The sequence below is a fragment of the Ruegeria sp. BI12 genome (assembly GCF_056537985.1).
Genome location: NZ_JBQFSL010000002.1, coordinates 601998 through 615093, shown reverse-complemented (window position 1 = coordinate 615093; position 13096 = coordinate 601998). Strand labels below are relative to the sequence as shown.

At 55.1% G+C, this 13096-nt stretch carries 9 protein-coding genes; 1 reads left to right on the top strand and 8 read right to left on the bottom strand.

Annotated features, from left to right (window positions below):
* Positions 1–64: 64 nt before the first annotated feature.
* Positions 65–2158: a peptidase domain-containing ABC transporter gene (locus ACR0AK_RS16005; RefSeq protein ID WP_480794051.1), complete on the bottom strand. Its 2094-nt coding sequence runs from the start codon at positions 2156–2158 to the stop codon at positions 65–67.
* Positions 2155–3852: an ABC transporter transmembrane domain-containing protein gene (locus tag ACR0AK_RS16000; protein WP_480794050.1), complete on the bottom strand. Its 1698-nt coding sequence runs from the start codon at positions 3850–3852 to the stop codon at positions 2155–2157. The genes ACR0AK_RS16005 and ACR0AK_RS16000 overlap by 4 nt, the downstream gene beginning before the upstream one ends.
* 178 nt (positions 3853–4030) lie before the next feature.
* Between ACR0AK_RS16000 and ACR0AK_RS15995 the strand changes: the two genes are divergently transcribed.
* Positions 4031–7591: a PA14 domain-containing protein gene (locus tag ACR0AK_RS15995; RefSeq protein ID WP_480794049.1), complete on the top strand. Its 3561-nt coding sequence runs from the start codon at positions 4031–4033 to the stop codon at positions 7589–7591.
* Between the two features lie 6 nt (positions 7592–7597).
* On the opposite strand, the gene ACR0AK_RS15990 is transcribed toward ACR0AK_RS15995, so the two are convergent.
* From ACR0AK_RS15990 to bioB, 6 genes are read right to left on the bottom strand one after another with little or no spacing between them, the layout of a single operon-like run.
* Entirely contained in the window at positions 7598–8356 is a 759-nt protein-coding gene (locus ACR0AK_RS15990; RefSeq protein ID WP_480794048.1) for a methyltransferase, read from the bottom strand.
* Positions 8353–8973 (bottom strand): pimeloyl-ACP methyl esterase BioG family protein, encoded by a 621-nt coding sequence (locus tag ACR0AK_RS15985; RefSeq protein ID WP_480794047.1) that lies wholly within the window; start codon positions 8971–8973, stop codon positions 8353–8355. The genes ACR0AK_RS15990 and ACR0AK_RS15985 overlap by 4 nt, the downstream gene beginning before the upstream one ends.
* The gene (bioA, locus tag ACR0AK_RS15980; RefSeq protein ID WP_480794046.1) at positions 8970–10256 is read right to left on the bottom strand and encodes an adenosylmethionine--8-amino-7-oxononanoate transaminase; all 1287 of its coding nucleotides are present in this window, start codon (positions 10254–10256) and stop codon (positions 8970–8972) included. Before bioA ends, ACR0AK_RS15985 begins: the two co-directional genes overlap by 4 nt.
* Positions 10253–10873, bottom strand: a complete 621-nt coding sequence (gene bioD / locus ACR0AK_RS15975; RefSeq protein WP_480794045.1) for a dethiobiotin synthase — start codon at positions 10871–10873, stop codon at positions 10253–10255. Before bioD ends, bioA begins: the two co-directional genes overlap by 4 nt.
* Entirely contained in the window at positions 10870–12003 is a 1134-nt protein-coding gene (locus ACR0AK_RS15970) for an 8-amino-7-oxononanoate synthase (protein ID WP_480794044.1), read from the bottom strand. Before ACR0AK_RS15970 ends, bioD begins: the two co-directional genes overlap by 4 nt.
* Entirely contained in the window at positions 12000–12980 is a 981-nt protein-coding gene (bioB, locus tag ACR0AK_RS15965; protein WP_480794043.1) for a biotin synthase BioB, read from the bottom strand. The genes ACR0AK_RS15970 and bioB overlap by 4 nt, the downstream gene beginning before the upstream one ends.
* Positions 12981–13096: the final 116 nt, after the last annotated feature.

Here is a 13096-nt window from a genome sequence, read left to right as displayed (position 1 = left end):
CGACGACTCCAGTTTGCGCGACCCATCGGACCGGATTCGCTAGTTTTCTTAGAAGCTGTGCCCACTATGCCCTCCCAAGCGTTTTCAATACGACCTGAAGTTTCTTGCGACCGGCATCACCTGTGCTGTTCACGACGACCCTGTCGCCATTCAGAAAGATGAACCGGTCAGCTATTTGCATGAAGGAACGATCAGCAGAAGCGATGACCAAAGTACTACGCCCCTGCTGCGTGCGGATCCAATTTTTGAAACACACCCGGCGATGGTTAGACAGACCGTTGGTTGGCTCAGAAAACAAATAGATCGAGGAAGGGCGCGCCATACTGCGTGCAAGGGCTAGTGACTTCAACGTTGCCGAAGGCATCTGCGCCAAATCAACATCCGTTAGCCGGGTGTCAATGCCTTTTGGCAGAAGGCTTTGGTCATCCAACAAATCCATATCAGCCAAAGCACTCATTATGCTGTCGTCAGTAAGAGACGGTGAAGCCAGTCGAAAATTCTGGGCAACGGTGCCGTAGAACAAAGAAGTGTCGTAGGTCGCGTAAGATATGGTTTTCCGCAACTCGTCCCGAGCTATCTGGCGAATGTCGATGCCGTCATGTTCAATCGTACCGGCCAAAGGTGAATAGAACCCGTCGATCAGATCCAGCACGGCAGTACGACCGGCCGCATCGCTTCCCATGATCAAAACCACTTCGCCTGGGTCACAATTGAAACTGGCTTGCGAAAGGACTGGCGCATTCAAAGGGTCTGGCCGGTAAGTGACTGAAGAAAGTGCAATCGCGCCAGTAAGCGTCTTTTGGTGCGTTTGCTCCAGCCCCACCTCGACCTCTTCGCCAAGATCAAGGACCCGGTCTGCCTGACGTCGACTGTTTCGGAAAGACAGCAACTGGGGGAAGCTGGAGTACAGAGACTGAATTGGCGCGAGAATTTTGGACACCAAGGCAATCGAGGCAATTAACGCTCCAAAGCTGATATCGCCGCGCAATGCGCCATGCGCGCACAAGATTATGGCCCCCATCGTGGCAAGTGCCGTAACTGACTGAGCCAATGACTGCGCAAGCGCCTGAAATTGACGGCTGCGGCGCGCTGCTGCTTCTGCTCGCTCTGCAAGAGGCATACAACGATACAGCCATTGCTTTTGCATACCAAGACCGGCAATGGCACGCTGATGCACAATAGCGTCCTGAACGGCTGACTGGCTTGCCGCGCCGGCGTCGGCCGCTTTTTGATCCAGCCGTTTTTGGTGCGGGATGATAACTGCGCCGAGCAAGACCAATATCGCAGCCAACCCGAGTGTCAGCAGCCCGACCTGCGGTGCGAGATATGCAAGAACCGCAAAGAAGATCACCACGAAGGGAAGATCCAGAAGGGTCGTCATAATCTGCCCGGTGAACGCATCGCGCAAAGATTCAAATTGGCGAAAGCGCGATAGCTGTTGACTTACATCCGCCTTCCGGAGTTGGCTCAGCGGTAGAGACATCAGCTTGCGAAACAGCGCAATCATCAATTGCCTCTCGCCACGCCAGCCTACATATGCGAGCGCTCGCGTGCGTGCATGGCGAAAGCACAGGTCCGACGCCCCGACGATCACGACACCGATCATCAAAGACATTAACAAACTGACGGAACCTGACGGGATCACCCACTCATAGATACCCATGATCAACAGGGGCGCCATAAGCCCTAGAATGTTTGACAGCAATGAGGCGGTGAATAGCCAGGGTAACATCGGACCCAACTCTGCAAAGGCAGAGCGGACACTCGTGAACCGTCGGTCAGCTCGGTGATGCGTGAAACGGTCGATCCGGATAACCGTGCACCATTGACGACGAGGCCGGAGGTGCCTCAAATCCGGGTTCTGATCGTCGCTGATCTGCAGTGTTTCGCCTGACTGGCTAAACGCCAGGTAGCATGCACCATTGTCCGGTATGATCAACGCCGGGCATTCGTGGTTGGTGATCTCGTGTTCACGACATCTGATCTGCGTGTAAGGAATATCGAGGTTATCCAGCGTCTCAAAAATGTCGCCCGGACGGAGTTGATCCAGGGTGTGCGGAAACGCCTCAAGCAGTCTGTCTTCAGTATTGCGCCAGCCACCAGTCAATAACAGCTTAAACAGCAAGCCGCTTGCCATCTGAGTATTCATTACGGTCATGCGGCACCTCTTTTCCAAGCCACCGCCGCCGCGCGTTCAAGATTTGCGTCCACTGCCCACGCTGCCAAATCCAGGGCGTTTGAAGTACGCAGGCGAACGCACTTGTCCGTTAGCTGCCTCAACCGAGGGTCCAGGCTGGCCATAAGTATCGTGGGTCTGGGTGAAACAGATTGGAGGTAATCAGCTAACGCCTGACGCTCCTTGGTATCAAGAACCGCTGTCGGTTCATTCATCAAAAGCACCCGCGGCTGCAGTGCCAAGGCTCGTGTCAATGCTATGAGGTGCCGGTTCACTGGATCGGCCTCAAAGCCGGTTCCGGTGTTGAGTAGGGTCGCATAGCCCATGGGCAAGCGGTGAATCCGGTTCTCTAACCCAAGTGCGACGGCAACCTGTTTGGCACGATCAACCGTGGCTGCGTCGCCGAAGGCGCTGATGTTTTCAAGAATTGTCCCCGACAGGATCGCAGGGTCGGTTTCCAACGCGACCAGCGCGTCGTGCCCGCGCCATCCAATCAGCTGCGAGGCTGGCGCGTCATCAATGAACAACCCACCCTCATCAGGCTCACGTTGCCCCGTCAATGCGTCAAAGAACGCTTCGGCCATCCAGCTTGCTTCGGGTTCGATCAATACGCCCTGTCCTTGGTCCACCTGAAAGCTTACTGGAGCAAAGCCTTCTTCTTTCGCCCGATGAATGGACATACCGGACGCTTTGATCTGACCCATTTGATAGTTGTAAAGTCTCGCGCATTGACCAGTTTCAATCTTCTCCATTTCGGTCAGACGTGCCCTTGCAAGGCTTGAGTTTTCAGACTGAACCCACATCGCCATGAGTTTGGTCAGAGGTTGAATAATCCGGCCATTCAACAACATGCAGGCGGCCAATTCGGCGACACCGATCAGGTCGATGATCACCAGATAGGCCCCCACCAATCCCATTGCAGCGACAGCCATCTGAGAAAAAATGGCTCCGAAGCTTTGCGAAAAACCTGCGAATTGAATCAATTTTCTGCTGATATCGACGGTCTGATCCTCAAGGAGTTCAAAGCGGCGGGCCATTTGTGGCTCCATCCGGTTTGCCTTGACCGTGGGCATGTCGGACAAGATCTCAGACAAAAATGCGTACCGGCGTGTATCCAAGGATTTGCGGCGCTTAAACAGAGCCCACTGCCCCCGCTTCATGACAGTTGCAAAAACGATAACGACGCAGAATGCAGCCAGCGGCACCAAGACCACCCACCCCCCGATTAACGCGATCAGAATTGCGAACAAGACCGTAAACGGGAGATCAATCGAAAGCGTTTGCTCCTGCCCTGAATGGTAGTCCCGTAACTGGCCAATAGCTGCGTAGCGTTCGGAATAATTGCTCACAGGCTCGCGCGAGAAGGCCAAAGAATTCGCGTTCAACACTTTGGTCAAAAAGCGGCGATAGTTCCAAATGGCTGCCCCTTCGGCCGTGGTCGTCAAGAGGACGGCACGGCAGTGCCGCAACAACAATTCCATGCCTGCACCGATCACCAGCACAACGGTCAAAATACGAAGGGTTTCGTTAGACTGGAACGGAATGACACGGTCGAATATCAGCAGGATGGATATCGGCATCAGCAAAGACAGAATATTCATAGTCAGGGAGGCAACCCAAAGCGGGATGTCAAAATGCTGTGCCGAGATACGACCGACAAATCCACGCGGTTCCATGATGGTTCACACCCCTTGGTCTTTTTTGCAGGAGTGGCCGGTTGACCTTTAAAACTCGTAAACCCGATGGCCAGTGATTTTTAAAAACTTCCTTTAAATTTAATCGCTTAATTGCCCCCATTAGGCGAACGCATGCTACCAAATATTGTGAATCAGCTGCTGTTTGGGGATTTGTGTCATGGGTAAACTGGAAAACAACCTGGATTTTCACGCAAAGTCCGCGCGGGCGGCTATGGACGAAAAGCAGGAAATCGCCTCTCATCTTTCCCGCAATGCAACCGGACCAAGTGAAGATCCCACGCGTAGTACATTGCACACAGGCCGACAATTCTCTGGTACGTTGGACAGAAAAGCTCTGAGTGAGGGGGCGCCCGACCAGCTGAGCCCTCAAACAGTTCATCAGCAACAATCCAGCAGTGAGACAGGCGCTAACACCGTCACCACTCTGCATACTTCAACGAATAAGGCGAATGGCAGGACGGCCCAGATTGGCGAGGCAGACGAAAAGGGAAGTTTCGAAAATACCGCTGCGGCGGAAACATTCAGAACTGCGATCTCAACTTCCCAAACGATCGAAAGTGTGGACAAAACAAACGCCACCGGGCCCGCTTCTCGTCCAGATTTGCTCGAATTGTCCGATATGGATGCAACCGAGATAGCATCACCAGACACACGGCCGGAAAACAGCGCGCCGCAAGCGATCACTTTGGACAATTCTTCTATCGCTGAGAACGCTGAGGGTGCGGTGATCGGGAACATCTCCGTTGGGGATCCGAATACCTCTGACACTCACAGCTTCGATGTCTCAGATGACCGATTTGAAATCGTGGATGGCAAGTTGCAGCTGAAACCTGACATTTCGCTGGACCATGAAAAAGCGGAACTCATCGAGGTCGACGTCACTGTCACGAACGCTAGCGGGGTCTCTCTGACAGAGCGCTTCAACATCGACGTTCAGGACATGAACGAGGGTCCGACGGGTCTGGCGTTGGACAACTTCACTGTTGCCGAGAACGCTGAAGGTGCGGTGATCGGGAACATTTCCGTTGTGGATCCGGATGCCTCGGACAAGCATAGCTTTGCAGTCTCAGACGACCGATTTGAAATCTTGGATGGCAAGTTGCGGCTGAAACCCGGAATTTCGCTGGACCATGAAGAAACGGAACTCATTGAAGTTAACGTTGAGGTCACGGACGCTGGCGGGATCTCTCTGACAGAGCGCTTCAATGTGGACGTTCAGGATATGAACGAGGGTCCGACGGGTCTGGCATTGAACAACAGTGCCGAAAACCTAATCCAGAATGGTAGCTTCGAAGAGTTTGACCTGAACAAAGGCAAGTGGAAAGGCTTCGGTGCGGATGAAAGCGGGTCCTGGCAGGACGCGCATGGACTGGAAATCTGGGATCATCTCGGCGGCATAAAAGCGTCCGATGGCGATCAGTTGCTTGAGATGGATCATGGTCGAGGTATCGACAGCATTTCTCAGGTCATCCAAACAGAAGCCGGTCAGCTTTATGACCTGGGGATCGACCTGCGTGAGCGTCTCGCAGGCGGAACCGATACTGTCGAGGTCTTATGGAACGGTAATCTGATCGCTGAGCTGGATCCGCAATCCGCTGATTGGGAGACATTCCAGCTGCAGGTCGTTGGAACAGGTCAGGACACGCTGGAACTGCGCGAACCTGAGGGCCAGAACGATACCTATGGTGCGTTAGTCGATAACATCACGTTGACCAGCGCCGAGCAGACGGTGGCTGAAAATGTCGATGGTGCTGTTGTGGGTCAACTCAGTTTCGATGACCCGGATCAGCACGACACTCATCGGTTCGAAATCTCGGATGACCGGTTCGAAGTCGTCGACAATCAATTGCGCCTAAAGCCCGGCGTTGCGTTGGACTATGAAGAGGCGACATCCGTCACCGTTGATGTATCGGTGATTGACGAAGGCGGGTTGCGTCAGACCGAAAACTTTACAGTAAACGTGACCGATACTGCCGAGATGACGTTTTCGTCAGGTTTTCATGCCAAATACTTCGATGTTGATCAGCGCCTTTCAAAGCTGGATGATATCAACTGGATAGCCGATCCAACGCATGAGGAAGTTACTTCTGAAATCAACTACGCCAACGCTCGAGACTCATTCTGGGATGAAGGCTCAAAAGACACTTTCGGCGTGCAGATCAATGGCAATATCGAGGTCGAGGAAGGCGGAGCATTCACCTTCTTTTTGGGTGCCGATGATGGCGCGATGTTGGTGATCAACGGAAAACCGATCGTTGATAACGACGGCCTTCACGGATTTCGGACACGAACCGGTGAAATTGAGTTGGAACCGGGGACGCATTCGATCGAAATCCGTTACTTCGAAAATTACGGGCGGGCGGGACTGAAGCTTGAATGGGAAGGCCCCGGTCTGGACGGGAGAGAAATGGTCACGGCGCCAGACCTATCCGAAGCACAGACCGTATCCGGCATGCCGCTGGCGATCGATGTGGATATGGGACCACTTGCCGTCACCGATAAAACCGCATTCGAACTGACAGGATTGCCAGCTGGAACAATTGTCGAGGCCGGTGGCGCTACGTTCACGGCTAACGTGGACGGGATGGCAGCGCTGGATGGCTGGCAAGGTGGGATGTTCACCATTACTACGCCGTCAGAATTTCAAGGAACGGTTGAAGCGGCCCTGCGTCATTCTACGCCAACCGGAGAGAACAGCAGTAACGACGGCGTGCAAAGCCTGACGTTCGAAGTTGCTGCGGCTGACCTGACGCCGCCTGAGGCGAAGATAGTGGGCGGATTTCATGCCAGCTATTTCGACATGGACAACAGGTTGTCGAAGTTGGACGATATTGACTGGTCCGCGGAACCCTCCCACCAGGAATTTGTGCCTGAAATCAACTATGAAAACAGTCGGAGCTCGTTTTGGGAAGGCGGCTCAAGGGACACGTTTGGAACAAAGCTCGAAGGTAAAATCACCATAGAAGAAGGCGGTACCTACACGTTTTTTGCTGGTGCGGACGATGGTGTCGCGGTCTTTGTCAACGGTGCAAAGATCGTGAACAATGATGGTCTGCATGGGTTTCGAACGCGGTCCGGAGAAATCGATCTGGACGCGGGCACCTATGACATCGAAGTCCGGTATTTTGAAAACTACGGCCATGCTGGGTTGAAATTGGAATGGGACGGGCCGGACACAACTGGGCGCGAGCTTTTGCAGGCAGACCCACAACCGACAGCCGACGAAACCGGAACATTTGAGTTGGGAATCCAACTGGACCATGCAAGTGATCAGGCATTGGTCTCACTGGAAGGTTTGCCGCCAAATACGCTGCTGATCAGCGGTAAGGATGCAGTGATGACGGATGGCGGACCTGCGGATCTTTCCGGCTGGGACCTCGATTACCTGCAGATATCTCCGCCGCCGGGTTTCGAAGGCGCAATCGAAGGGGATATTCTGGTGGCGGATACCGGGTTTAATGGCGCGCAATTAACTTCAGAGTTTCCATTTGCGCTGGAAAACGGGCCGACCGATGGGGCCGCAAAGGGCACCAGCGCTGATCTGCCTGAAACGCTTGGGGCGACAATGCAGGTCGAAACGCCCGGGCCCTGGCACGTGGAACTGACGCAAAGCGATGCCGAAAACGACGGCGATGTCATGGCAGAGGCGGTGTTGAATTGCCCGGGCTCTGAGATATCGTGTATTGAGACCGAAGCCAATGAGCGCATTGACTGGTAGCTGCATTCAATATCGTTTTCGGGCCACAATCCATGTCGGGTTATATGTAAGTGAGACGCCAGACTCGGTTTTGAAATTCCGGGTATAACGCGCAGTAAAGTCGGCCAGACTGGTTTTTGTCCAGACTTTCTGTGCGCGCCCGTTGACCCCAGTTCTTCGAAGATGCTTGAGAACGTCTCGCGGCGTATCAAAGTGCAGGACAGAAAGAGTTTCGCCGCCGGTGATGATTTCCAACTGGTCTTCAATCGCTGCCGCCAGTTCTTCAGATCGACGCAGGCCCGGCGCGCTGGCTGTTGACCCTACCTTGACCAGTTCGCGGTACTGTTCCGGTCCAAATCCTGAAACCGCCAGCCACCCTCCCGGGGTCAATGCCTCGGCCGCGCGCTGCAAAAAGGTTGCGGGGTCGTACAACCACTGGATCATGGACGCCGACGTAATCAGATTAGGCTGAGGCGGCCATTCGATGACGTTGGCGTCGCCGCACAAGAAATCTGCGCTGGCCGCCATTGCGGTGACGGCTGCCTCGGGTGACAGGTCATTGATCGTCAGGTGCCCAATGTCGAATGCACTTGTCATCAGATTCGTGAGGTGGCCGGTGCCACATCCAAATTCCAATGCGGTCGCGAAGCAACGCGGTGCGCCGCAGACCCGCATTTCACGGATAAGGCGATCGGCGATCTGGGCCTGTTGGCCGGCTGCATCGTGATAGCTGCGAAAACTGCGGCTGAAACTTCGCTGGACGCGGTCTGCAATGTGGGCGTTCATGCGATCCACTCTCTCCAACTTTGACCGTCGCGAAACGGGACGTGAGGAGCGTCTATGCCACGCGCTGAGGACTGTTGGTGCGCCCACGCCGCCTGTTGCGCAGAGCTTGGGATAATTCGGTCCCGCTGTGGTATCCAAATCCGGTCAAATGCGACCTCGGGTGCGTTACCGCGGTCGATCACGGCGTGCAGCTCTGACCGCGCGGCCTCAGGATCGATTTCGGGAACCGGCCCGTTCACCCCGGCGCGGCGACAGAACTTTGCGAAACTGGCTTCGGTCAGGTTATCCGCAGTGGCGCGGATCATATCTGGCGCAATACCGCGCGCGGGATCAGCCGGAAATAGTGTACCGCTAACCGCAATCAGCCGGTCAGGACTAAAACCTGTGTGAGCCAACCAATGAGCCGCGGAGGCGACGCCAAAAGAAAAGGCTATCAAATTGACTCGATCATATTGCGCGATGTCAGACAGAGGATTTCCAAGGTCGTGATAGTCGTCGACAAACAGTACATCGCCGTCTGCCGCGAGCCCGGCGAACGGTGCAACTCCCAGAGCCCAACCTCCAAAAATCAGGATCAGTTCTTCCGTGCCTGAGCACGACAACCACCTTTGTTTCATGACAGGCCTCGGACAAGCGACACCATCGCCGATGTTACGCGGCTCAATTCATCGGCAGAGATTACATAGGGCGGCATACAATAGATGTTGTGGGCGAATGGGCGCAACCACACGCCGGTCTCGGGTGCTAAAGCATGTGCAACCGCCGGATCGACCCAATGCTCCATTTCGATAACACCGATTGCTCCAAGCACGCGGACATCAACCACACCGGGCAATTCACGTGCCGCGGCAAGCTCTTGCTTCATCTGGTCGGCAATCGCGCGCACCTCGGCGCGCCAATCTCTGACCGATAGCTGTTCCAGACTCGCCACTGCAGCTGAACAGGCCAGTGGGTTGGCCATATACGTCGGGCCATGCATCAGGACGCTGGCTTCGCTTTCACCAATTCTGCGCGCAACGTTCTCTGTCGTGGCGGTTGCAGCCAGCGTGATATGGCCACCTGTCAACGCTTTACCCAAACAGATGATGTCGGGAACCACCTCGGCATGATCCATTGCAAACAGTTCGCCCGTGCGGCCAAACCCGGTTGCTATTTCGTCAAAAATCACAAGAATATCATGCGCTTTGCACAGTTCTTGCGCTCGTTGTAGCCACTTGGGGTGATAGAAATACATACCACCCGCACCCTGCACCACCGGCTCAAGGATCAATGCTGCAATGTTTTCGGCTTTGGTCTCCAGCAACTCTTGCAACGCATCCAGCCCATTCAAGGTTGGATCATCCGTCCATTCCTGTTCCAACGAGATTGGTGGACGTGGCAAGAAATGCTGGATTGACAGAGCACCACTGAACAACCCGTGCATCCCGTTCACAGGATCGCAAACGCTCATCGCTTTCCAGGTGTCCCCGTGGTATCCGCCGCGAATGGTCGCGAATTGCTTCCGACCAGTATGACCCAGTGCCATCTGATACTGCACCGCCATTTTCAAGGCGACTTCAATCGCAACCGATCCGCTATCGCTGTAGAAAACTCGGTCGATCCCACCCGGCAACAGCTCGATCAGCTTCCGACCCAGGTCAATTGCGGGCTGATGCGTCAGGCCGCCGAACATGACATGTGGCAATTGGTTTAGCTGTTCCTGCATCGCAGCAATAATGGCCGGGTGACGATGACCATGCACCGCACACCACCAGGACGACATAGCGTCAATCATGCGGGTGCCATCGTCGCGTGTCAGCCAAACCCCTTCCGCTTCGGTGATCAAGTGCATCGGTCCGGGGTTCAAAACATTTGTATAAGGATGCCACAAATGGCGGGCGTCAAATTCCAGTCCGGTCACAGGGCCCTCCGAATTGTTCCCATGTCGATTGCTTCGAAGGCATCTGACAGCGTTTCCCGTGAGAGGGTTTCAAGATGTGGTAACCGACCCAAATGGGTGATCTGACACATCTGAGCGATGGTCTGTTCAACGTCCGGCACAGCATCGCCAACAAACGCGACACCGACGACGTTACATCCCGCGTTCCGCAAGGCCATCAGAGACAGGCTTGTGTGGTTGATCGTCCCCAACGCGGTGCGCGCCACAAGAACCACGGGTGCTTGCCACTCTGAGATTACATCAAGAAAGAACGTCGAGCGATTCAGCGGCACCATGACCCCGCCTGCCCCTTCCACGACCAAAGGTCCCTTGACCTGAGGCAGCGCCAGCCGATCAGGCAAAATCTCAACACCCATGTCTTCGGCCGACAAATGCGGCGAGGCCGGCATGTTCAGTCGATAGGCTTCGGGCACGACTTCGGCACCCGAAAGCGCCATGACTGTTTCTGTATCCGTCGCATCCTCAAGCCCCGATTGCACTGGCTTCCAATAGGTCGCGCCAAGAGCGGCTGTCAGCCCCGCCGCAAAAACTGTCTTTCCGACACCGGTGTCAGTGCCTGCCACGATTACAGCGCTCATGCCGCCTCCGCCTGTTGCTGCGCCAGTGTTTCGAACAAGTCGTTTATGTCCTCCTTGCCAACGTTACCGGTGATCGAAACACGCAACCGCGATGTGCCGCGTGGCACGGTCGGCGGCCGGATACCACGGACATCAAAACCTTTGGCCTGTAGTTTTTCGGCCGTTTCCATGGTTTTGGCGTCATCACCCAGAATGATGGGGATAATGTGACTGTTAAGCGCCTCTTTGGGTATTCCGAACTGACGTGCGATGGTATGCGCGTGGCGGGTTCGGGACTGGGCGTTCAGTATCAACGAACGATCCGTTTGCAGATGCTGCAGCACCGCCCGAACCAGGGCCGCATTGAAGGGCGACGGGGCTGTCGCGAAGATAAACGGCCTCGCGCGGTTGATCAGTGTTTCGATGATCACCCGCGGGCCGCAAATCAACCCGCCCGAAACCCCCAATCCTTTCCCGCAGGTGTGCAGAGTCAGCAGATCAGCCTCCAGGCCATGTGCCAAGCCTCTACCGTTCGGACCAAAAACTCCGGTCGCGTGGGCCTCGTCCACGACCAATATGGCGCCATGTCTAAGGGCGAGATCCGATAGCGCGTTCAGAGGCGCAATGTCGCCTTCCATGGAATAGATGCTTTCCACGGCGATCCAGATTTGGCCCGTTCCGCCCTCTGCCAACCATTCCTCAATTGTCAGGCGGGCCGCTGCCACATCGTTGTGGGCAAACGCACGTGTTTGGGCACGCCCCATACGCATGCCTTCATGCGCACTGGCATGAACCAAAGCGTCATAAAGGATCAAGTCTTCGGCTGCTGGGAGGGTCGAAAAAATTGCCTGATTTGCCTGAAAACCCCCGCCCATGAACAAAGCCGCCTCAGCGTTGAAAAACGCGGCAGCCTCATGTTCCAGCGCCTCATGCTCAGGGTGATTGCCCCGCAACAGACGAGAGCCCCCGGATCCCAATGGCACACCCCGCCCCAATGCCTTTTGGGCGGCATCCCGCAGGAGCGATGATTGTGCCAAACCAAGGTAATCGTTGGAAGCAAAGTCCCGACCGCACCGAGGTGCCAACACCCGGCGACGATGCCGGGTGCCCAGCAATTCAAGCATCGAGCTCAAACGACTCAATGCCTTCATTCAGCAGCGTCCAGACAAGATTTTTCAACTGACGTTTCTGCCTGTAGACCCAGCTTCTTGAATAGAATGGCGTCAGTGTCTTCTTCGGGGTTTTCGGCCGTCAAAAGCGTTTCACCAACAAACATTGAGTTAGCGCCAGCGAAGAAGCACATGGCCTGCAATTCATCAGTCATGTCGCTGCGCCCTGCGGACAGGCGAACATAAGACTGCGGCATCATTATCCGCGCCACGGCTATTACCCGCACAAAGTCGATCGGGTCGATGGGCTTCGCGTCTGCCAATGGTGTGTCTTCCTGCGGCATCAGCATGTTGATCGGCACTGAATCCGGTGCCGGGTTCATATTGGCCAAAGTGACAAGCATATCGACCCGGTCCTGAACCTCTTCGCCCATTCCGAGGATACCGCCGGAACAGACCTTGATACCCGCTTCCTGCACACGGTTCACCGTGTCTATCCGGTCTGCAAAGGTGCGAGTGGTGATGACTTCGGGATAGTACCGCTCGGACGTGTCGATGTTGTGGTTGTAATAATCAAGCCCGGCGTCGCGCAAACGGACCACCTGATCGTCGTCCAGCATGCCAAGGGTCATACATGTTTCCATCCCCATCTCGCGCACGCCTTCGACCATGGCAACAAGGGCATCCATATCCCGGTCTTTGGGTTCGCGCCACGCAGCGCCCATGCAGAACCGGGTTGCCCCACCGTCGCGCGCCTTGCGCGCTTCGGTCAGAACGCGCTGAACCTCGATCAATTTGGAGGCCGACAGCTTTGATCCGTTCCGCGCCGATTGCGAGCAATAGGCACAATCCTCGGCGCATCCACCGGTTTTGATCGACAATAGTTTGGATGTCTGAACCTTGTTGGGATCAAAGTTTTCGCGGTGCACTGTCTGAGCGCGAAACAGCAGATCCATCAACGGAAGGTCATACAACGCTTGCGCAGCTTCGCGGGACCACAGCGGGGAGGTGTTTTTCATTTTATAGATACTTTTCGAAAACTCTCATGGCTGTGCATACTTTTATAGATAAAGATCACGATCACAACAAGAATCTGGCCATTGCGTCACTCGGGCGGAATTATGCGAATGCCTCC